Origin of the sequence: Streptomyces populi (assembly GCF_002911015.1) — a bacterium.
GTDB lineage: Bacteria > Actinomycetota > Actinomycetes > Streptomycetales > Streptomycetaceae > Streptomyces > Streptomyces populi.
Map to the genome: position 1 here is coordinate 12,573 of NZ_KZ626906.1, position 21,219 is coordinate 33,791.

Annotated in this window: 18 protein-coding genes and 1 pseudogene; 9 read left to right on the top strand and 10 right to left on the bottom strand. The window is 70.7% G+C overall.

Annotation, left to right across the window (positions count from 1 at the left end; translation table 11 throughout):
- A complete protein-coding gene (gene disA, locus CW362_RS28140) occupies positions 1–1,125 on the top strand; it encodes a DNA integrity scanning diadenylate cyclase DisA (protein ID WP_103552408.1) in 1,125 nt (374 codons plus the stop codon).
- Between the two features lie 279 nt (positions 1,126–1,404).
- Here the strand turns inward: disA and CW362_RS28145 are convergent, their stop codons facing one another.
- Positions 1,405–2,256, bottom strand: coding sequence for a hypothetical protein (locus tag CW362_RS28145; protein WP_103552409.1), 852 nt, complete (start codon positions 2,254–2,256; stop codon positions 1,405–1,407).
- Positions 2,257–2,446: 190 nt separating this feature from the next.
- Here CW362_RS28145 and CW362_RS28150 point away from each other — a divergent pair, with 190 nt between their 5' ends.
- From CW362_RS28150 to cseC, 5 genes are all read left to right on the top strand, one after another.
- Positions 2,447–3,364 (top strand): HhH-GPD family protein, encoded by a 918-nt coding sequence (locus CW362_RS28150; RefSeq protein WP_103552410.1) that lies wholly within the window; start codon positions 2,447–2,449, stop codon positions 3,362–3,364.
- 253 nt (positions 3,365–3,617) lie between these two features.
- Positions 3,618–4,157, top strand: a complete 540-nt coding sequence (locus CW362_RS28155; protein ID WP_103552411.1) for a SigE family RNA polymerase sigma factor — start codon at positions 3,618–3,620, stop codon at positions 4,155–4,157.
- Positions 4,145–4,795 (top strand): hypothetical protein, encoded by a 651-nt coding sequence (locus CW362_RS28160; RefSeq protein WP_103552412.1) that lies wholly within the window; start codon positions 4,145–4,147, stop codon positions 4,793–4,795. The genes CW362_RS28155 and CW362_RS28160 overlap by 13 nt, the downstream gene beginning before the upstream one ends.
- A gap of 17 nt (positions 4,796–4,812) precedes the next feature.
- A complete protein-coding gene (gene cseB / locus CW362_RS28165) occupies positions 4,813–5,514 on the top strand; it encodes a two-component system response regulator CseB (RefSeq protein ID WP_103552413.1) in 702 nt (233 codons plus the stop codon).
- A 7-nt stretch (positions 5,515–5,521) separates the two neighbouring features.
- Positions 5,522–7,054, top strand: a complete 1,533-nt coding sequence (gene cseC, locus CW362_RS28170) for a two-component system sensor histidine kinase CseC (RefSeq protein ID WP_240658073.1) — start codon at positions 5,522–5,524, stop codon at positions 7,052–7,054.
- Between the two features lie 124 nt (positions 7,055–7,178).
- On the opposite strand, the gene CW362_RS28175 is transcribed toward cseC, so the two are convergent.
- Positions 7,179–8,792 carry an MDR family MFS transporter gene (locus tag CW362_RS28175; RefSeq protein ID WP_103552415.1) on the bottom strand — a complete coding sequence of 538 codons (1,614 nt, stop codon included), beginning with the start codon at positions 8,790–8,792 and terminating at the stop codon, positions 7,179–7,181.
- Positions 8,793–8,961: 169 nt separating this feature from the next.
- Between CW362_RS28175 and CW362_RS28180 the strand changes: the two genes are divergently transcribed.
- Complete coding sequence (locus CW362_RS28180; protein ID WP_103552416.1) at positions 8,962–9,573, top strand: TetR/AcrR family transcriptional regulator; 612 nt, start codon at positions 8,962–8,964, stop codon at positions 9,571–9,573.
- Positions 9,574–9,895: 322 nt separating this feature from the next.
- Here the strand turns inward: CW362_RS28180 and CW362_RS28185 are convergent, their stop codons facing one another.
- The gene (locus tag CW362_RS28185; RefSeq protein WP_103552417.1) at positions 9,896–10,558 is read right to left on the bottom strand and encodes a M23 family metallopeptidase; all 663 of its coding nucleotides are present in this window, start codon (positions 10,556–10,558) and stop codon (positions 9,896–9,898) included.
- A gap of 501 nt (positions 10,559–11,059) precedes the next feature.
- Between CW362_RS28185 and CW362_RS28190 the strand changes: the two are divergent.
- A pseudogene (locus CW362_RS28190) lies at positions 11,060–12,817 on the top strand (NACHT domain-containing protein); the annotation flags it as partial.
- 260 nt (positions 12,818–13,077) lie between these two features.
- Here CW362_RS28190 and CW362_RS28195 read toward each other — a convergent pair.
- Positions 13,078–15,603, bottom strand: coding sequence for an ATP-dependent Clp protease ATP-binding subunit (locus CW362_RS28195; protein WP_103552418.1), 2,526 nt, complete (start codon positions 15,601–15,603; stop codon positions 13,078–13,080).
- A gap of 430 nt (positions 15,604–16,033) precedes the next feature.
- On the opposite strand from CW362_RS28195, the gene CW362_RS28205 reads away from it, so the two are divergent.
- Entirely contained in the window at positions 16,034–16,756 is a 723-nt protein-coding gene (locus CW362_RS28205) for an SCO3374 family protein (RefSeq protein WP_103552420.1), read from the top strand.
- On the opposite strand, the gene CW362_RS28210 is transcribed toward CW362_RS28205, so the two are convergent.
- The 6 genes from CW362_RS28210 to CW362_RS28235 form a co-directional block, all read right to left on the bottom strand.
- Positions 16,735–17,070: a histone-like nucleoid-structuring protein Lsr2 gene (locus tag CW362_RS28210; protein ID WP_103552421.1), complete on the bottom strand. Its 336-nt coding sequence runs from the start codon at positions 17,068–17,070 to the stop codon at positions 16,735–16,737. The two genes, CW362_RS28205 and CW362_RS28210, sit on opposite strands and share 22 nt — an antisense overlap.
- A 228-nt stretch (positions 17,071–17,298) precedes the next feature.
- Entirely contained in the window at positions 17,299–17,868 is a 570-nt protein-coding gene (locus CW362_RS28215; protein ID WP_103552422.1) for an amino-acid N-acetyltransferase, read from the bottom strand.
- 9 nt (positions 17,869–17,877) lie between these two features.
- A complete protein-coding gene (locus tag CW362_RS28220; protein WP_103552423.1) occupies positions 17,878–18,330 on the bottom strand; it encodes a BlaI/MecI/CopY family transcriptional regulator in 453 nt (150 codons plus the stop codon).
- Between the two features lie 173 nt (positions 18,331–18,503).
- Positions 18,504–18,689: a hypothetical protein gene (locus tag CW362_RS28225; protein ID WP_103552424.1), complete on the bottom strand. Its 186-nt coding sequence runs from the start codon at positions 18,687–18,689 to the stop codon at positions 18,504–18,506.
- Positions 18,690–18,702: 13 nt separating this feature from the next.
- Positions 18,703–19,299: a hypothetical protein gene (locus CW362_RS28230; protein WP_103552425.1), complete on the bottom strand. Its 597-nt coding sequence runs from the start codon at positions 19,297–19,299 to the stop codon at positions 18,703–18,705.
- Positions 19,300–19,461: 162 nt separating this feature from the next.
- The gene (locus CW362_RS28235) at positions 19,462–21,114 is read right to left on the bottom strand and encodes a hypothetical protein (RefSeq protein WP_162684250.1); all 1,653 of its coding nucleotides are present in this window, start codon (positions 21,112–21,114) and stop codon (positions 19,462–19,464) included.
- Between the last annotated feature and the right edge of the window lie 105 nt (positions 21,115–21,219).

Here is a 21,219-nt window from a genome sequence, read left to right on the forward strand (position 1 = left end):
GTGGCAGCCAACGACCGGGCAGCAGCTCCCGGAAAGTCCGGCGGGAGCTCCGGTGCCGATGGCCTGATGCGCGCCTCGCTGAGCGCCGTGGCACCCGGCACGGCACTGCGCGACGGGCTGGAACGGATCCTCCGCGGCAACACCGGCGGACTCATCGTGCTCGGCTCCGACAAGACCGTCGAAGCGATGTGCACGGGTGGATTCGTCCTGGATGTCGAGTTCACCGCGACCCGTCTGCGCGAGCTGTGCAAGCTCGACGGCGGCATCGTGCTCGACAAGGACATCACCAAGATCCTGCGGGCGGGTGTGCAGCTCGTGCCCGACCCGACGATCCCGACGGAGGAGACGGGCACCCGGCACCGCACCGCGGACCGGGTGAGCAAGCAGGTCGGCTTCCCCGTCGTCTCGGTCTCCCAGTCGATGCGTCTGATCGCCCTGTACGTGGACGGTCACCGCCGCGTCCTGGAGGACTCCGCCGCGATCCTCTCCCGCGCCAACCAGGCCCTCGCGACCCTGGAGCGCTACAAGCTCCGGCTGGACGAGGTCGCGGGAACGCTGTCGGCGCTGGAGATCGAGGACCTCGTCACCGTCCGGGACGTCTCCGCGGTCGCCCAGCGCCTGGAGATGGTGCGCCGCATCGCCACCGAGATCGCCGAGTACGTCGTGGAACTGGGTACGGACGGGCGGCTGCTGACCCTCCAGCTCGACGAGCTGATCGCCGGTGTCGAGCCCGACCGCGAGCTGGTCGTCCGGGACTACGTGCCCGAGCCCACCGCCAAGCGCTCCCGCACGGTCGACGAGGCGCTGTCCGAGCTGGACGCGCTCTCCCACGCCGAGCTCCTCGAACTGTCCACGGTGGCCAAGGCGTTGGGCTACACCGGCTCCCCCGAGGCGCTCGACTCCGCGGTCTCCCCGCGCGGCTTCCGGCTCCTCGCCAAGGTGCCGCGGCTGCCCGGCGCGATCATCGACCGGCTCGTGGAACACTTCGGCGGGCTCCAGAAGCTGCTCGCCGCGAGCGTGGACGATCTCCAGACGGTCGACGGCGTGGGCGAGGCGCGGGCGCGCAGCGTCCGTGAGGGCCTGTCCCGTCTCGCGGAGTCGTCGATCCTGGAGCGGTACGTCTAGGAGCCCTCGCCGCCGGGTCCCGGCTTTCCGGGTCCTGGTCCTCGGGCTCCGGCTTTCCGGGCCCTGGTCCTCAGGCTCCGGCTTTCCGGGCCCTGGCTTTCCTGGCCCTGTTCTTCGGGCCCCGGCTTTCCGGGCGCTGGTCCGCCGGGGCCGGGCTCACCGGGCTTCGGCGTCACCTGTCTTCGGCTTCGCGCCCCGGCGGCCGGGCTCCGGGTCCCGGCCCGGGTCCGCGCCCTGCGGCCGGGGCGCCCGGTCCTCGGACAGGACGGCCGGGGGCGCTCAGTCCTTGGACAGGACGAACGACGTCTGCGCCTTCGCCAGACCCGGCGCCTTCGCCTCGACCAGATAGGTGCCCGCGGGGGCCGAACCCGAAGGGGGCGTGGCGCACGCGGGGGCACCGGGCTTGCGGTCCCACTTCACCGTGTGCACGGCCTGACCGCCGGCCGGTACGCGGAAGAGGACCCCCGCCGCGTCCTTCGGGCAGTCGTCCGAAGCCCAGATGTCCTCGTCGTTCCCGGCCCGAGTGATCGTCAAGACCGTGTTCTTCGGGCCGAGATCGACCTTGCAGTCGCTGCCCGAGCCGTTCTTGGCGACGATCTCGATCTCGGGCTGCTCTCCGGGCGCGTAACTGTTGTGCACGCTCTTGAGCGTCAACTTCACGTCGCCCGGGGTGCAGTTGGGGACCGTGGAGCCGGCCGGGAGCCGGTCGGCCGCCCCGCCGCCGTTCTTGGCCCCGTCGTCGGAGCCGCCACCGGCGCTCGCGCCGGAACCCGTGGAGCCGTCGCCCGAACCACCGCCCGAACCGTCACCGGAACCGCCGCCCGTGCCGCCGCCGCTGTCGTCGCCGCTCCCGCCCGTGCCGCCGCCGCTGTCGGTGTCGCCGCTCGACTCGTCGCGCCCGCCCGGGTGTTGGCTGATCGCGGGGCCCGAACCGGACGGCCCCGGCGTGATCGAGGAGGCCGGGTTCTTGCCGTTCGACCCGCCGGCGCTGTTGCCGCCACCGCCTCCGCCGGTGCCGACCACCCAGACGGTGAGGAGCGCCAACAGCCCTAGTACGGACAGCAGAACGGCCCTCCGACGCCAGTAGATGGTGGAGGGTAGCGGCCCGACCGGATTGCGCAGAGATCCCACGGCGCAAACTGTACGAGAGATCGGTCGCGCCACAGGCCCTACCCGCCGCCCCGGCACCAACTTTTCCGGATCATCATCCTGCCGGACATCCATTCCGGCGCCGTGACGACGCCGGGTGCGGTCTTTCACCACCGCCCGCCCCGGCGTCGTCCCCGCATCCTCACCGTCGCATGGCAGGATCGATATCGCCATGACTGCACCCACCAAGCCCACCGGGCCCACCCGGAACACCTCCGGCGAGGACCTCCACACCCCCGTCATCGCCTGGTTCGACGAGCACGCCCGCGATCTGCCCTGGCGGCATCCCGATGCCGGCGCCTGGGCGGTGATGGTCAGCGAGTTCATGCTCCAGCAGACCCCGGTCAACCGCGTCCTGCCCGTGTACGAGCAGTGGCTGGCCCGCTGGCCGCGCCCCGCCGATCTGGCGAAGGACGCGCCCGGCGAGGCCGTCCGGGCCTGGGGACGGCTCGGCTACCCGCGCCGCGCCCTGCGTCTGCACGGCGCCGCGGTGGCCATAACGGAACGGCACGGCGGCGACGTACCGACCGATCACGCGCAGTTGCTGGCGCTGCCCGGCATCGGGGAGTACACGGCGGCCGCGGTCGCGTCGTTCGCGTACGGCCAGCGCCATCCCGTACTGGACACGAACGTCCGCAGGGTCTTCGCCCGCGCCGTCAGCGGCGTGCAGTACCCGCCGAACGCCACCACCGCCGCCGAGCGCAGGCTCGCCCGCGCCCTGCTGCCCGAGGGCGAGAGCACGGCCGCGCGCTGGGCCGCCGCGTCCATGGAGCTCGGCGCGCTGGTCTGCACGGCGAAGAACGAGTCGTGCCACCGCTGCCCGATCGCCGCACAGTGCGCGTGGCGGCTGGCCGGCAAGCCGGAGCACGACGGGCCGCCGCGCAAGGGACAGACGTACGCGGGCACGGACCGCCAGGTGCGCGGCAAGCTGCTGGCCGTCCTGCGGGAGGCCCATGTGCCGGTTCCGCAGAGCGCGCTGGACCGGGTGTGGGAGGAGCCGGTCCAGCGGGGCCGCGCGCTCGACGGGCTCGTCGCCGACGGTCTGGTGGAGCCGCTTCCCGGCGGTCTGTACCGGCTCCCTCTGACCTGACGCGGAGGACATGACCGGATGAACCGCCGCACAAGGGCCATTCTCCTTACCCCGTATCCATAGCCGTTACACAACCGACGGACAGCCGAGTGCTGGCCGCAGGCTGTCTCGGACAACCCCGTGACAACCCCTCCGTAGCTTCAGTGCCGTACCGCAGGAAGCGCCGCTCGACCGGCGGCGGACAGGCAGCGGTTCGCAGGCGACGGACAACCGGCAGCAAGCGGGTCGGAAACGGGGACGGAGGCGGTTGATCATGGTGCACGGCGAGGTGCTCGAATTCGAGGAGTACGTCCGCACTCGGCAGGACGCGCTGCTGCGCAGCGCCCGTCGCCTGGTGCCCGACCCGGTCGACGCCCAGGACCTGCTCCAGACCGCGCTCGTGCGGACGTACGGCCGCTGGGAGGGCATCGCGGACAAGCGCCTCGCCGACGCCTACCTGCGCCGCGTGATGATCAACACGCGGACCGAGTGGTGGCGGGCCCGCAAGCTCGAAGAGGTGCCCACCGAGCAGTTGCCGGACGCGTGCGTGGAGGACGCCACCGAGCAGCACGCGGACCGCGCGCTGCTGATGGACATCATGAAGGTGCTGGCACCCAAGCAGCGCAGTGTCGTGGTGCTGCGACACTGGGAGCAGATGTCCACGGAGGAGACGGCCGCCGCGCTCGGCATGTCGGCCGGAACGGTCAAGAGCACGCTGCACCGGGCGCTGGCCCGGCTCCGCGAGGAGCTGGAGAGCCGCGACCTGGACGCCCGCGCGCTCGAACGTGAGGAGCGGGAGCGTTGCGCGGCCTAGGAGTCCGGGGCAGAGCGGCCCTGAAGGCGGGGAGTTCGGCACTGGCCGGGCTCGCCGCCCTCGGCCTTTTCGTGACCGCGTGCGCCACCGGCGGCACCGGTGCCCGCGACGAGGGTCCGGCGGGCAGCGACGCGGTCGCCAAGGGCAGCATCAAGCCCGTCGTCTCCGGCTCGCCGTCCAGGACGCCCGAGCGCGTGGACGCGGTCGGGATCGTCAAGGGTGACCCGTCGGTCAGCGCCGCGGTCAAGCGCGATCTGAAGCCGTGCGTCGCCGACGAGTACCCGGTCGACGTGTCGTACGGGAACCTGACCGGCGGACCCGCGAACGACATCGTGATCAACGTGATGACCTGTGCCGACGCCGTGGGTGTCGGCAGCTACGTCTATCGCGAGGAGAACGGCCGGTACCAGAATGTCTTCAAGGCCGAGGAGCCCCCGGTCTACGCCGAGATCGACCGGGGCGACCTGGTGATCACCCAGCAGCTGTACGCGAAGGGCGACCCCGTGTCGTACCCCTCCAGCGAGGAAGTGATCACCTACGGCTGGTCCGTGACGCGCTTCGTCGAGCGGTCCCGGATCCACAACGACTACAGCAACGCGGTGGGCGGCTCCAACTCGCCCGCCCCGGACGCGAACTGAACGGGCGGAGCAGCTGGATGGCAGAGCAGACCCATGTCCTGTTCGTCGAGGACGACGACGTCATCCGCGAGGCCACGCAACTCGCCCTGGAGCGCGACGGCTTCGCGGTCACGGCCATGCCCGACGGGCTCTCCGGCCTGGAGGCGTTCCGCGCCGACCGCCCCGACATCGCCCTGCTGGACGTGATGGTCCCCGGGCTCGACGGTGTCTCGCTGTGCCGTCGTATCCGCGACGAGTCGACCGTGCCGGTCATCATGGTGTCCGCGCGCGCCGACTCGATCGACGTCGTGCTCGGTCTGGAGGCCGGGGCCGACGACTACGTGACCAAGCCCTTCGACGGTGCCGTGCTGGTCGCCCGTATCCGCGCGGTGCTGCGCCGCTTCGGGCACGCGAGCGGGGGCGCGACGGGCGAGGACGCCGCCCCGGGGGTGGGCGGGGTGCTCGTCTTCGGTGACCTGGAGGTCGACACCGAGGGCATGGAGGTGACCCGGAGCGGTACGCCGGTGGCGCTGACGCCCACCGAGATGCGGCTGCTCCTGGAGTTCTCGTCCGCGCCGGGGACGGTGCTGAGCCGCGACAAGCTGCTGGAGCGGGTGTGGGACTACGGCTGGGGCGGGGACACCCGGGTGGTCGACGTCCATGTGCAGCGGCTGCGTACGAAGATCGGCCAGGACCGTATCGAGACGGTCCGCGGTTTCGGCTACAAGTTGAAGGCCTGAGCACGCCATGCGGGGAATGTTTCGGCGCTCCGCCCCGGGGAGATCCCCGGTCGCGGGGCGGGCACGGGTTCCGGGCGCACGCGCGGAGGCGGGGGGCGATGTGGGCGACGGTTCGCGCGCGGGCGTCGGTTCCGGCGGGAGCGAGATCCTCGGCGGGGGCAGGCGCCCCGGCGCGGTCAGGGTCAGGGGCCGGAGGATCGGCATCGGCATCGACCGGGGCACTGATTCGGGGACGAGCATCCGCACGGGCATCCGCTGGAAGCTCAGCACGGCGATCGCCCTGGTCGGCGCGCTGGTCGCCGTCGCGCTGAGCCTGGTCGTGCACAACGCCGCCCGCGTCTCGATGCTGGACAACTCGCGCGACCTGGCCGACGAGCGCATCCAGCTCGCCCAGCGCATGTACGGGCCGGGCCGGCCGCCGCCGTTCGGGGCGAAGATAGACGATCCCTCCATTCCGTCGGACCTGATGGCGAAGGTCTCCGAGGGACGGCGGGCGACCTACGTCTCCGACAGCCCGAACGGCGTGCCGGACATCTGGGCCGCCGTACCGCTCAGGAACGGCCAGGTGCTGTCCTGGCACGAGCGCTTCACGGACCGCAACGCGGACGTGATGAAGGACCTCGACCAGGCGCTGATCATCGGCTCCATCGCGGTCGTCTTCGGCGGCAGCGCGCTCGGGGTGCTCATAGGCGGCCAGTTGTCGCGCAGGCTGCGCAAGGCGGCGGCCGCGGCGAACCGGGTCGCCAAGGGCGAGCCGGACGTCCGGGTGCGGGACGCGATCGGCGGTGTCGTGCTCGACGAGACCGACGACCTCGCGCGGGCCGTGGACGCCATGGCCGACGCGCTCCAGCAGCGCCTGGAGGCCGAGCGCCGGGTGACCGCCGACATCGCCCATGAACTGCGCACCCCGGTGACCGGACTGCTCACGGCGGCCGAACTCCTGCCGCCCGGCCGCCCCACCGAACTCGTGCGGGACCGCGCGCAGGCCATGCGCACGCTCGTCGAGGACGTCCTGGAGGTCGCCCGGCTCGACGGGGCCTCCGAGCGGGCCGAGTTGCAGGACATCATGCTGGGCGAGTTCGTGTCCCGGCGGATCGCCGCCAAGGGGGCGGACGTCGAGGTGCGCGTGGTGCACGAGTCGGAGGTCACGACGGACCCGCGCCGGCTGGAGCGCGTCCTGCTCAACCTCCTCGCGAACGCGGCCCGGCACGGCAGGCCGCCCATCCAGGTCACCGTCGAGGGCCGTGTCATCCGCGTCCGCGACCACGGCCCGGGTTTCCCCGAGAAGCTCCTCGCCGAGGGGCCGAGCCGCTTCCGCACCGGCAGCACCGACCGTGCGGGCGACGGCCACGGCCTCGGCCTCACCATCGCCGCGGGCCAGGCCCGGGTGCTCGGCGCCCGGCTGACCTTCCGCAACGTACGGCCCATCGGGGCCCCCCACGACATACCCGCCGAGGGCGCGGTCGCGGTGCTGTGGCTGCCGGAGCACGCGCCGACCAACACCGGGAGCTATCCGATGCTTCAGACGCCCGGGAAGTAGCCGGGGCCTCGCCGCCGTGGCGGCGGCCGTCACCGCGCACAGGAGAAGGCCCCCGGGGCGGACAACGCCGGGGGCCTTCGTCGTGAGGGGTCGAGGGGCCGGGAGGACCGGCCCCGCGATCAGGTCAGACCGGCTCGGCGAGCGCGACCTGGGGCGTCTCGTCCGCCGCCTCGCCCTCGCCGGGCTTGGGGGCTCCCGCCCCCTTCAGCGGGACCTCCTTCACGAACACCGCCGCCACCAGCGCGAGCACGGCGATCGCGGAGCCGAGCAGGAACGCGGAGTGCGTACCGGAGGACACCGCGTGCTGGTAGGCGTCCCGGGCCGCGGCGGGCAGCTTCGCCAGGCTGGCCGCGTCGAGCTGCGCCGACTGCTCGGTCAGCTTGGAGCCCAGCGCCCCGGCCCGCTCGGCCATGACGTCCTGCACCCGGTGGTTGAACAGCGCGCCCATGATGGCGACGCCGAACGACGAGCCGAGGGTGCGGAAGAGGGTCGTGGACGAGGAGGCGACGCCCATGTCCTTCATCTCGACGCTGTTCTGCGCGACGAGCATCGTGATCTGCATCAGGCAGCCCATGCCCGCGCCGAGCACCGCCATGTAGAGACCGGAGGTGAACCTGGTGGTCTCGGTGTCCATCCGCGAGAGCAGGAACAGGCCGATGATCATCAGCACGCTGCCGACGAGGGGGAAGACCTTGTAGCGGCCGCTGTTGGTGGTGACGCGTCCGGCGACCATCGACACGACGAGCATGGCGCCGAGCATGGGCAGGAGCAGCAGACCGGAGTTGGTGGCGGAGGCGCCCTGGACGGCCTGCTGGTACAGCGGGAGGAAGAGGACCGCGCCGAACATCACGAAGCCGGTGATGAAGCCGATCGTGGACATCAGGGTGAAGTTGCGGCTGCGGAAGATGTGCAGCGGAATGACCGGCGCGGCGGCCTTGGTCTGCCAGTAGACGAAGCCGACGAGGGCGGCGACGCCGATCCCGATCAGCTCCATGATCCGCGCGGAGCCCCAGGCGTACTCGGTGCCGCCCCAGGTGGTGACGAGCACGATGGAGGAGATGCCGAGGGCCAGGAGGCCGGCACCCAGGTAGTCGATCTTCGCCTGGACGCGCTTCTTCGGCAGGTGCAGCACGGCGCTGACCGCGAGGAGGGCGACGACGCCGAGCGGCAGGTTGATGTAGAAGGACCAGCGCCAGCCCCAGTGGTCGGTGATGCTGCCGCCGACCAGCGGGCCGAGGATCATGGCGAAGGCCATCACGCCGGCCATCATGCCCTGGTACTTGCCGCGCTCGCGGGGCGGAATGAGGTCACCGATGATCGCCATGACGCCGACCATCAGACCGCCGGCGCCCAGGCCCTGGATGGCGCGGAAGCCGATGAGCTGGCCCATGTCCTGGGCCATGCCGCTGAGCGCGGAGCCGATCAGGAAGATCACGATCGAGGTCATGAAGGCGCCCTTGCGCCCGTACATGTCGCCGACCTTGCCCCAGATCGGGGTGGAGGCCGCGGTGGCGAGGGTGTAGGCGGTGACCACCCAGGACAGGTGCTCCAGGCCGCCCAGCTCGCCGACGATCGTGGGCATCGCGGTGCCCACGATCATGTTGTCCAGCATCGCGAGCATCATGGTGATCATGAGCGCCATCAGGACGACGCGTACGCTCCGCTGCTGCTTCTCGCCCTCGGCCGGTTTCCCGGCCTGCTCCACGGCCGGCTCGGCCGCTTTCGTCTCGTCCGCCATCGTTTCCACTCCCCTGGAATTCCCTGCCGCCGTCCGGTACTTACTTGTCGACCGGCAAGCTGGCTACACTCAGGAAAATAGCCCTCAACTAGCCGGGCGTCAAGTAAGTAGGACTAGCTTCACCTGCCTGTCGACAGGTAAGTTTCAAGGGAGCGCGAGGCATACGAAGATGGGCGGCACCATGGACGGCACCAAGCGGCAGCGCCGGGGCGACACCCGGCAGCGCATCCAGGACGTAGCCCTCGAACTCTTCTCCGAGCAGGGCTACGAGAAGACCTCGCTGCGTGAGATCGCCGAACACCTCGACGTGACCAAAGCGGCGCTCTACTACCACTTCAAGACCAAGGAAGAGATCCTCATCAGCATCTTCGAGGATCTGACCCGGCCGCTCGACGAGCTGATCGAGTGGGGCAGGCAGCAGCCGCACAACCTGGAGACCAAGCAGGAGGTCCTGCGCCGCTACAGCAACGCCCTCGGCGGCGCGTCGCCGCTCTTCCGCTTCATGCAGGAGAACCAGGCGACGGTGCGCGAGCTGAGCGTCGGCGAGACCTTCAAGGACCGCATGATCAGCATGCTGGAGATCATCAAGGAGCCCGAGGCGGCGCTGACCGACCAGGTCCGCTGCATCAGCGCGCTCTTCACGATGCACGCCGGCATGTTCGTCCTCAAGGACGTGGAAGGCGACCCCGAGGACAAGCGCAAGGCCGTCCTGGAGGTCGCCATCGATCTGGTGACACAGGCTCACGGAGGCGCGGCGGGCCACGGGGGCGGAGCCTCCTAGCCGCCGGATCCCGAAGCCTCAGGGCCGGACCGGTCGACACCAGCCCGGTCGGGGCCGAACCGCCGGCGCCGGACCGGTCGACACCGGCTCCGGTCCCCGCAGGCTCCGGTCCGCGGAAGGGGAGTCGGCCGACGCCGGTCGCGGGCCGCCCGGCCGCAGCCGCCCGGCCTCCGCACCGGCTCGCGAAGGCGGTGCCGCCGACGTCCGCTCCGCGCACAGGCGTCGAGCTCCGGCGCCTCTTCCGGCGCCGGGGCTCGATCGCCCGTTCCGCTCCGGCACTTCACGCCGGGGCCGCACACCGGATCACCGGTGCGGGGGTGGGTCAGACGGTGACACCCATGCTGTGCAGGAACGCCACCGGGTTGACGGCCGAGCCGTAGTTCGGGGTCGTACGGATCTCGAAGTGCAGGTGCGGGCCACTGGAGTTGCCGGTGTTGCCGGACAGGGCTATGTGCTGACCGGTGGCGACGACCTGACCGACGTGCACGTCGATGCGCGACAGGTGGGCGTACTGCGAGTACGTGCCGTTGGCGTGCTTGATGACGACGGCGTTGCCGTACGCCGGACCGTCACCGGCGCCGTTGGGGCCCGCCTTGACGACGGTGCCGCCGTGGGCGGCCATGACGTTGGTGCCCTGCGGGACGGCGAAGTCCTGGCCGGAGTGCTTGTGGGCCCACATGCCGCCGGCCTGGTTGAAGCTGGCGGACAGGGAGTACTTCGCGACCGGGTCGACCCAGGAGGCGGCCTTCTTCTTCGCGGCGGCCTTCTTGGCGACGGTGGCCTTGGTGGCGGCGGCCTTGGCCTGAGCGGCCGCCTGGGTCTGCACCGCGTTGGCCACGGTGGCGCTGCTGCTGACGCCCGTTTCGGCGGCGGTCGCGACCCCTGCGCCCAGTACGACCGAGGCGCCCAGGCCGACGGTCAGAACGGCCGCCCGAGTGCGGACCAGGGACGTGAGGGACTTGCGGGACGTGACGCGCTTCGACATGAATACCTCGTGAGAACGGGGACGGGGGCTTGGAACAACCACTCCGGTGCGGTGCTGGCCACCGAGCGGGCCATTCATTGGTAACCCGGCCCCCCAGCCACACTCAAACCCCCTATCTACGGTGCTAAGTAGTACTTCACCGCAAAGCTTCCCGAACCTTGACACCTCGGACATCCGGCAGGGGATCTTGTCCGTTTGGCCCGGAAAACAGGGTTTAACCCCACTTCAAACCCGTACACCCCTTGCCAAACATCCCCCGGCCCATCGATCCGGCCGACCCGCCACCACCCCTCCCCACCCTGGAGCGAGGGTCCTTTTTGTCCGTTTTCGCATGTCCACTATCCGCCCTAGTACCGTCCGGGAGGCCTGTGCGTCATGTCACCGGGGCGCCGGATCCGAGACCCCCGGAATGTGACGCGGGCTACGCTCCGGCCCCTGTTTTCAAGGGCCTTGGGGAACCGGCCGGCCCTTCACGGACGTCCCACGGCGCGACTGTGCCGACCGGCTGTCAGACACGCCCTCGGTACGACGCTGCACGCCCTGGGCGACCTCACCATGACGGACGTCCAAGCGGTGGAGCTCGGCCACCGGGCGCTCGCCCGGCGGCTGCGCGCCGCCGCCGGGAACCCCGACCGGGACCTGTCCCTCGACGCGACCGTGTTCCACTAGGGGCTGCTCGACACCGCCTGCCTCCACATCCTGCACTTCTTCACCCAGCGCTCGACGTCTGTCCCCCGCACCCTCGTGGAGCAGAGCCGCAGACAGCGCGAGCCGATCGCCAAGGTGGACGAACTGATCGCGCGCACCCCCATGGCGGGCGGCACCGACCAGGCCTTCGAGCAGCGCCACCTCGCCCACGCGGCCACCCGGCACGGTCACCTCACCATCTACGGCATCGACCTCGTCAACTCACCGGAGCGCCGGCCCCTCGACGCCGCCTACCTCAGCCTCCGGGCCCTGCGCCCCGGGGACGACGAACAGACCGCCGTGCCCGGAGGGGTGCCCGCCGCCGCGGCCGGCACCCCGCTTCCCGCCGAACAGGCCCTGTCGGAACAGGACCTCGTCCTCCTGCGCGGTGTGGCCGGCTCCGGCAAGACCGTGCTCGTGCAGTGGCTGGCGGTGACCGCGGCCCGCGGAGAGCGGGGGGACCGCATCCCCTTCGTCCTCCCGCTGCGCGCCCTCGTCCGCCGTCCCGACGGCCTCCCGGCCCCCGACGCGTTCCTGTCCGCCGTCCGCGTCCCCTTCCACTCCACCCAGCCGGACGGCTGGGCCGACAGGGTGCTGCGCCACGGCCGCGGCCTGCTGCTGATCGACGGACTCGACGAGATCCCCGAACGTGACCGCGAACACACCCGCCGCCGGCTGCGCGAGCTCCTCGACGCCCACCCCGGCAACCAGTGGCTGGTCACGTCCCGTCCCTCGGCCGTACGGGAGGACTGGCTCGCGCCCGACGGCTTCACCGAGATCGTGCTCTCGCCGATGACCGGCGACGACGTGGCCGCGTTCATCCGCCGCCGGCACGCCGCGGCACGCCCGGACGCCTCCGACACGGACCTCCTCGACGGCTACGAGCGTTCCCTCCTCGACGCCGTCCGCACCAAGCCGGACCTCGGCCGCCTCGCCACCAACCCCCTGATGTGCGGCCTGATCTGCGCGCTGCACCGCGACCGGCGGGGCTATCTGCCGCACGGCGGACAGGAGTTGTACGACGCCGCGCTCTCCATGCTGCTCTCGCGCCGCGACGAGGAGCGCGACATGTTCACCGGCGCGAGCGGTCACGACGGCGTCCGGCTCACCGAACTCCCGCAGATCCAGCTGCTACAGCGGCTCGCCTACTGGCTCGTCCGCAACAACCGGGTCGAGGTGGACCGGGAGCGCGCCGAACGCATCGTCGCCGACGTCCTGCCCTCCCTCCCGGCCGCCGCCCGGCAGGGCGACGCCTCACAGATCCTGCGCCACCTCGTCGTCCGCAGCGGCCTCCTGCGTGAACCCACCCCGGGCACGGTGGAGTTCGTCCACCGCACCTTCCAGGACTACCTGGGCGCCAAGGCGGCCGTGGAGGACGGGGACTTCGGGCTGCTGGTGCGCAACGCCGGGGAGTCCCAGTGGGCGGACGTGATCCGGATGGCCGCCGCCCACGCCCGGCCGCGCGAACGGGCCGAACTGCTGGGCTCCATGACCGACGCGGCACCACGGCTCGACGGGGCGGCCGCGACCCGGGTACGGCTCCTCGCCCTCGCCTCGCTGGAGCACGCCACACTGAGGAAACTGGCGGGGGACGAGGACCTTTCCCGGCTGAGGGCCCTGCTGCCGAATCTGCGGACGGTCGATTTCGTCCTCGATTTCGACACCGGAGGCGTGCCGGAACATCTCTCGGGTCAATTGCCGGGTGAACACACCGCGACCACGACGCAGAGCGTTCTATGACTCCCGCGCGGACAGTCCCGCGCGCGGACGGGAAAAGGGGCTGCCCCGGGACCGGAGTCCCGGGGCAGCCCCTTTTCAGGCGGACCCGGAGGTCACGCCTCCTTGCTCAGGTTGGGACCGGCACCGCCGGCGGCCTGCTCGATCGGCGGGACGTCGGGGAGCGCCGACTTCTCCTCACCCCGGAAGGTGAAGGTCTTGGCCTCGCCCTCGCCCTCCGTGTCGACGACCACGATGTGGCCCGGACGGAGCTCGCCGAAGAGGATCTTCTCCGAGAGGACGTCCTCGATCTCGCGCTGGATGGTCCGGCGCAGCGGCCGGGCGCCCAGGACGGGGTCGTAGCCCTTCTTCGCGAGGAGCGACTTGGCGGTCGGGCTGAGCTCGATGCCCATGTCCCGGTCCTTCAGCCGCTCGTCGACCTTGGCGATCATGAGGTCGACGATCTGGATGATGTCTTCCTCGGTGAGCTGGTGGAAGACCACCGTGTCGTCGACACGGTTCAGGAACTCGGGGCGGAAGTGCTGCTTCAGCTCCTCGTTGACCTTGGCCTTCATCCGGTCGTAGTTCGTCTTGACGTCGCCCACGGCCGCGAAGCCGAGGTTGAAGCCCTTGGAGATGTCCCGGGTGCCGAGGTTGGTCGTCATGATGATGACCGTGTTCTTGAAGTCCACGACCCGGCCCTGGGAGTCGGTCAGACGACCGTCCTCCAGGATCTGCAGCAGCGAGTTGAAGATGTCCGGGTGCGCCTTCTCGACCTCGTCGAAGAGGACGACGGAGAACGGCTTGCGGCGGACCTTCTCGGTCAGCTGGCCGCCCTCTTCGTAGCCCACGTAGCCGGGGGGCGAACCGAAGAGACGCGAGACCGTGTGCTTCTCGCTGAACTCCGACATGTCGAGGGAGATCAGCGCGTCCTCGTCACCGAAGAGGAACTCCGCGAGGGTCTTCGACAGCTCCGTCTTACCGACACCCGAAGGGCCGGCGAAGATGAAGGAACCACCGGGACGCTTCGGGTCCTTCAGACCCGCTCGCGTACGGCGGATCGCCTGCGAGAGCGCCTTGATGGCGTCCTTCTGGCCGATGACCCGCTTGTGGAGCTCGTCCTCCATGCGCAGCAGACGCGAGGACTCCTCCTCCGTCAGCTTGAAGACCGGGATGCCGGTGGCGGTGGCCAGGACCTCGGCGATCAGCTCGCCGTCGACCTCGGCCACGACGTCCATGTCGCCGGCCTTCCACTCCTTCTCGCGCTTGGCCTTCGCCGCCAGCAGCTGCTTCTCCTTGTCGCGGAGAGAGGCCGCCTTCTCGAAGTCCTGGGAGTCGATGGCCGACTCCTTGTCGCGGCGCACGCCCGCGATCTTCTCGTCGAACTCGCGGAGGTCCGGCGGCGCGGTCATCCGGCGGATGCGCATCCGGGAGCCCGCCTCGTCGATCAGGTCGATCGCCTTGTCGGGGAGGAAGCGGTCCGAGATGTACCGGTCGGCGAGCGTCGCCGCCTGCACCAGGGCCTCGTCCGTGATGGACACACGGTGGTGGGCCTCGTACCGGTCGCGCAGACCCTTGAGGATCTCGATCGTGTGGGGGAGGGAAGGCTCCGCCACCTGGATCGGCTGGAAGCGGCGCTCGAGGGCCGCGTCCTTCTCGAGGTGCTTGCGGTACTCGTCCAGGGTGGTCGCGCCGATGGTCTGGAGCTCACCGCGGGCCAGCATCGGCTTCAGGATCGAAGCGGCGTCGATGGCGCCCTCGGCGGCACCCGCACCGACCAGCGTGTGCAGCTCGTCGATGAACAGGATGATGTCGCCGCGGGTGCGGATCTCCTTGAGGACCTTCTTCAGGCGCTCCTCGAAGTCACCGCGGTAGCGGGAGCCGGCGACCAGCGCGCCGAGGTCGAGGGTGTAGAGGTGCTTGTCCTTGAGGGTCTCGGGCACCTCGCCCTTGACGATGGCCTGGGCGAGTCCCTCGACGACGGCGGTCTTGCCGACGCCGGGCTCACCGATGAGCACCGGGTTGTTCTTCGTACGGCGGGACAGCACCTGCATGACCCGCTCGATCTCCTTCTCGCGCCCGATGACCGGGTCGAGCTTGGACTCACGAGCGGCCTGGGTGAGGTTCCGGCCGAACTGGTCGAGGACCAGGGACGTGGAGGGGGTGCCCTCGGCAGGACCGCCGGCGGTGGCGGTCTCCTTGCCCTGGTAGCCGGAGAGCAGCTGGATCACCTGCTGCCGCACCCGGTTGAGGTCTGCGCCCAGCTTGACCAGGACCTGGGCGGCGACGCCCTCGCCCTCACGGATCAGGCCGAGCAGGATGTGCTCCGTGCCGATGTAGTTGTGGCCCAGCTGAAGGGCCTCGCGGAGCGACAGCTCCAGGACCTTCTTGGCACGGGGGGTGAAGGGGATGTGGCCGGAGGGGGCCTGCTGGCCCTGGCCGATGATCTCCTCCACCTGCTGGCGGACCGCCTCGAGCGAAATCCCGAGGCTCTCCAGGGCCTTAGCGGCGACACCCTCACCCTCGTGGATCAGGCCCAGGAGGATGTGCTCGGTGCCGATGTAGTTGTGGTTGAGCATCCGGGCTTCTTCCTGAGCCAGGACGACAACCCGCCGCGCGCGGTCGGTGAACCTCTCGAACATCGTTAATCGCTCCTCAGAGCGGTCAGGCAGTAAGGGGACGCTCCCCTCCCTGTCCTTCCGCAGCTTAGTCCCGCAAGCGGGGACCGCTCATTCCAACTGCCGACACCGTCCTTGGCCTCCTGACCCCGAACGCCGACATCTGCTCCAACCTGATGGTGCGAGACGATGTTCCCGCAGGCCAGGCAGATACCCTCTCCCGCTGTACGCCGATGGCGAACGTGAGATGCCCGAGTCCTGCGTGTCGCCTCTCCCACTAGGCATGTCTTACCCGCACGCACCGACAGTCCATGCCGCGCGCACCGGTTCCCTCAGCTACGGGCGAACACCGATGCCCGGCCGAACGCTTCCTCGCGCCCCTTTTTCCGGAACTCTTCGCGTTCACGGAAACGCCCAGCGTAACTCCGGGGGTCTTCCCGCTGTTGCTCCTTGCATGGTTCCCGCCGTCCCTGTCCCTCGTCGGCCTTTCGATCCGGGTGATCCGGCCGATCCGGTGTGCCGGTGGTACGAGAACGAACTGGGCTGGACGGCAGTGCCCGGATCGCCGGTGCGGCTGGTCACGGGGCTGCGCTTCGACGTCCTGGAGGTGCCGGCGGAGGCGGGGTTCCCGGCGCTGCGGCATCTGGGGCCGGCGTCCCCGGTGGCTCTGCACGGGGAGCGGATGCGGCTGCTGGTGGCCGCGGGGAGCGCGGAGGAGCTGCCGGGGCTGCTCGACTGGCTGGAGTGGGGCGCTCTCGCGCTGGATCTCACGGCGATCGGCGCGGGCGGGAGCGTCGAGGCTCCCCCGCCGCCGGACACCGGCGTCCCGGTGGTGCCGGATCCCGGGGCCCCGGCGTCGCCGGGCCCCTTCGCCCCGCCGTCGGGCGGGTGCGGGACCCGGCCCGGGGACCGGCCCGAAGGCCGTCCGGGGCCCCGCTCCGGGGAGCGGCCGCCCGCCGGTCCGCGAACACGGCGGGACCCACGAGGGGCCGCCCGCTGGCTGCGGCCCCCTGAGCCCGGCCGCGAGGTGGAACCGGCGCTGCCGACGCTGTCGGCGCTGGGCGGCGGGGGCGTCGGGAACGCCCCCGATCTCGTACGGCTGGTGCAGACGATGGCGACGCAGTGCCACCGCGTGCGGCTGCGGCGGGCGTGCGCTCAGCCGTTGGCCTTCTCGTAGGCCTCGCGGATGGACGCGGGAACGCGGCCGCGGTCGTTGACCTCCAGGTTGTTCTCCTTCGCCCAGGCGCGGATCTGAGCGGTGTCCTGGCTGCCGCCGGAAGCGACGCGGGCCTTTCCGCGTCCGCCCGAAGCACGGCCTCCGGTACGACGGCCGCCCTTGACGTAGGGGTCGAGAAGACCACGGAGCTTGTCCGCATTGGCGGTCGTGAGATCGATTTCGTACGTCTTGCCGTCCAGCGCGAACGTCACGGTCTCGTCCGCCTCGCCACCGTCGAGGTCGTCGACAAGAAGGACCTGAACCTTCTGTGCCACCGGATTTCCTTTCATCGATAACTTCAGGGCAAGGAGGGCCCCGCGGCGTCCGCCGTTTCGCCGTCCCTTGTTATATGCAGTACTGCAGTACGTCGGAAAGCAAACCGCTTTTGCCGGAAAAACACAAACCCCTGGCGGAGACTCACGGGACTCCGCCCGCCCGGAAACGTGCGCGTTTCGGACATAGGGAACGCGGGCATCGCACTCCGCCGGAATAGCTGGCCGCGATCACAGATGCAGAAGCATCCGGCTGTTGCCCAAGGTGTTCGGTTTCACTCGTTCGAGACCGAGGAACTCCGCGACGCCCTCGTCATAGGAACGCAGGAGCTCGGCGTACACATCGGTGTCGACGGGTGTCTCGCCGATCTCCACGAAGCCGTGCTTCGCGAAGAAGCCGACTTCGAAGGTCAGACAGAAAACCCGTCGAACACCGAGCCAGCGGGCGGTCTGGAGCAACTTCTCCAGCAACTGGTGACCGACGCCCATGCCCTTGACCGTGGGGTTCACCGCGAGAGTGCGGACTTCGGCGAGGTCTTCCCACATCACGTGCAGCGCGCCGCAGCCGACCACCTCGGCGTTGTCGTCGCGTTCCGCGACCCAGAACTCCTGGATGTCCTCGTAAAGGGTGACGGTGGCTTTGTCGAGCAGGATACGGCGGCGCACGTTCGCGTCGAGGAGTCGGCGCACGGCCGCGACATCGCTGGTCCTGGCCCGCCGGACGGTGACGGCTTTTGCGGTGACTTCGGGATGCTCCGCCGGAAGCTCTGCCGGAACCTCCGCGGGATGCTCTGCTGACATGAGCGGACGCTATCGCCCGGAGGCGTCCCCGTCGGCGGCGGGGTTCTCCTCGGAGGGCCCGGGCGCCGACGGTCTTTCGACAGGTTCGGAGACTTGCGGTTCCGGCCCTTGCACGATGCGTACGGCATCCCTGAGCGCCACCCGCTGTTCCTCGCTCATCATCCCGAAGAAGGCGACGAGAGCGGCCGCGGGGTTGTCGCTCTGCGACCAGGCGTCGTTCATCAGCGCCGCCGAGTAGGCGGCCCGTGTGGAGACCGCCTCATATCGATAGGCCCGGCCTTCCGCTTCGCGGCGCACCCAGCCCTTCTGATGGAGATTGTCCAAAACGGTCATCACGGTGGTGTAGGCGATGGACCGTTCCCGTTGAAGGTCTTCCAGGACTTCCCGAACGGTCACCGGGCGGTTCCACTTCCACACCCGCGTCATGACCGCGTCTTCGAGTTCTCCCAATGGGCGAGGCACAGTTCAGAACAATAGTGGGAGATGGCCAACAAAAAGGGCGTACGACTCGAAGGACGTGGGAAACGTCCGAGTCGTACGCCGGTGGCGGCGCGGTCCGGGCCGGGACGGCCGCACGCGGGAGGCGGCGGCCGTACGCGGGAGGGGGCCGGCGCGGGCGCGGGGCCGACCGGGGCTCAGGCCCCGGCGTCCTTGGGGGACGAGGCCTGCTGGGCGGCCTCCACGCGCGCGAGGGCGGCGTCGACGACCCCGTCCTCCTTGGCCTTGTTGGCCCCGCCCTGACTCCTCACGATCGTCACGATGAGCCCGATGAAGAACACGGCCATCACTACCGGGGGCACGAGCGCGGAGACGTAGTCCATGCCCCCAGAGTAGCTAGCCCGCCGCGAGCCGCTGCGCCGGGTCGGCCGGAGGCGGTCCCGGTTTGCGCCTCGGCGGGAAGACCTCGCCCGGAGTGGGGACGGGCCGGTCCGGGCGGGGCGTCCTGGCCGGCGGCTGGGGCCGCGGGGTCGGCTCGGTCTTCCGGTCGGGCTCCTCGGCGGCACGGCCCCCGGGCAGGGCCAGCAGCCGGGTGCGGGACGGGGGCACCGAGGCGACCGCGCGGCCCGCGAGCCGGGCGCGCACGTCCTGCTCGGCGAGGACCCGGCAGCGGTCCAGGAGGGCCGCCGCGACGGGGTTGCCGCGCAGTGCGCGGAGCGCGGCGAGGTCGTCGGGATCCGGCCGGTAGCCGGAGGCGAGGACCTCCTCCAGGAGGGCGAAGTAGCCGGCCGCGGTGCCCGGCAGCGCGGCCCGGTAGCGGACGAGGTCGGCCAGCAGGAAGGCCCGGAGTCTGGCCCCCTCGCGGGCCGCCTCGTCGACGGACTCGGCGAGGCGGAGGCAGTCCTGGACGTCCTCGGCGGAGACCGGGCTGGGGTGCAGGGCGAGGGCGAGGGCACGGCGGAGCACGCGCAGCTCCTCCGCGCCGAACGCCATACCGCCGTGGGATCCGTAGGGCGTGGGCATGAAAGTGACGATACGCACCAAATGCGAAGAATCAGCAGAATGTAATTCTTGTGGCGCGGCTCGGGCCCTTCCTCCGGACCGGGGAGGTCCGGAGGAAGGGCCCGAGGGAGTCAGATCACGACAGCCCGGTGCTCAGCGCGTCGCCCGACGACGCAGACCGAGGAACAGGCCGCCGCCCAGGAGCAGGGCCAGCACCGACGCCCCGGCCGCGAACGTCACCGGCACGCCCGCGCCCGTCGCGGCCATGCTGCCGCTCCCGGTACCGCCCGTCGTCGTGGTGGTGGTGCTGCCGCCGCCACCGCCGTTTGTGCCGCCGTTTGTGCCGCCGTTTCCGCTGCCGCTGCCTCCGGATGTGCTGCCGGAGCCCGCCGAACCGCCGCTCGTACCGCCCGTGCCCGAGTCGTGGCCCGGGGTGCGGACGACGATCGCCGCGGTGTTGTTGGTCTTGTCGGGATCGACCGGCAGCCGGTCCACCGTGATCCGGCCCGGCTTCAGCTCGGCGGGGTCGACGACGCGCAGGTCGAAGTCCCACTTCGTGTACTGGCCCGGGTCGATCCAGTAGTCGTCGACGTCCCCGTGGCACTCGTAGTAGTCGAGGACGCCGTGCTTCGTGAACTCGTGGCAGGCCTTGGGAGTGGTGACCGCCTCCGTCCCGGCCGGGATGTAGACGCGGGTCTCGTAGGGCGGGTCCTCGCCCGGTTCGCTGCCGGTCCAGGCGAGCATCCCGGCGGGACCGTTGTTGCGCACCCCCACCGTGAACCTCACCGGATCCCCGGCCTTCTCCTGCCGCACGGTGGCCCCCACGGCCTGGAGGTCCGCGGTGTTGTCGATCCGGAAGCTCGTGACCCCTCGCTCCTGCGGCTCCCCCGGGGGCGCGGAGGCGGGCCGGGGCGTCGGCCTCAACTCACGGCCGGTGCCGCGGTGGTGGGCCTCGCCGTCCCAGTCGTACTCCGCCTTCCCGTACGAGACCGCGAGGGATCCCTCCAGCTCCGCGGTGTCGGCGGTCACCGAGCCCAGGTCCAGGTCGTACGATCCGCCGACGGCGAACGACCCCTCGAAGACGCAGGAGACCGTGCCGCCGCCGGACGCGGTGCCGTAGGAGGTCGAGTACTCGCAGTTGCTGAACTCCTCGTCGGGTGTCACGCCGCTGTAGCGCAGGCGGAGACCGACGGAGTCCTTCGCGGTGGCACCGTAGTTCGTGAACCCGCTCGTCACCTTCATGGAGGTTTTCGGCTTCACCTTCCCGCCGCCGGGCGTGCGCTCCAGCCGGTCGAGGACCACGCCCGGGTCGGGAACCGTCACCTTGATCGTCCGCGTCGCGAGCTGTACCCCGTGCGACTCGACGGTCATGCGGATCTCGCCCGAGGCACCGACCGCCGCGTTCTTCGCGCGCCGCAGATCGATCTTGTGGACGCGGCCCCAGTCGGACGGGACGGTCCCCTCGGAGTCGCAGACCCGGACGGGGTCCGCCGGCTTCCAGCACGCCGTCACATCGGCGATGCCCTTGAGCGAGGTGGCATCGACGGTGAGCTTGTACGAGTCGAGCGTCGCCGTCCCCATGTTGCGCACCCACACGTCCATCGGAAGTCCGTAGGACTCGTACGGGAGGGCCTCCGCGGTCGCCGGACTCTCCAGCACCACACGGATGCCGGCCGGCGGCGTGGGCGCTCCCGCCGCCGGTCCGGTGGACAGGCCCGTCAGGGCCGTCGCCGCGGCGAGGGCGCACACGGCGGACCGGGCCCACCTCCTGCCGACGGTTCTGGTCGCGGCCGGAACTAATCTCATCCGAACTCCCTCTGGTGGTCCAGGGCCCCGGGGCGCCCCGAGGCACCCGCAATGACCCTGAACCCCACCAGAAGGTTGTATGAATTCCACGCAAATCAGAGGCGG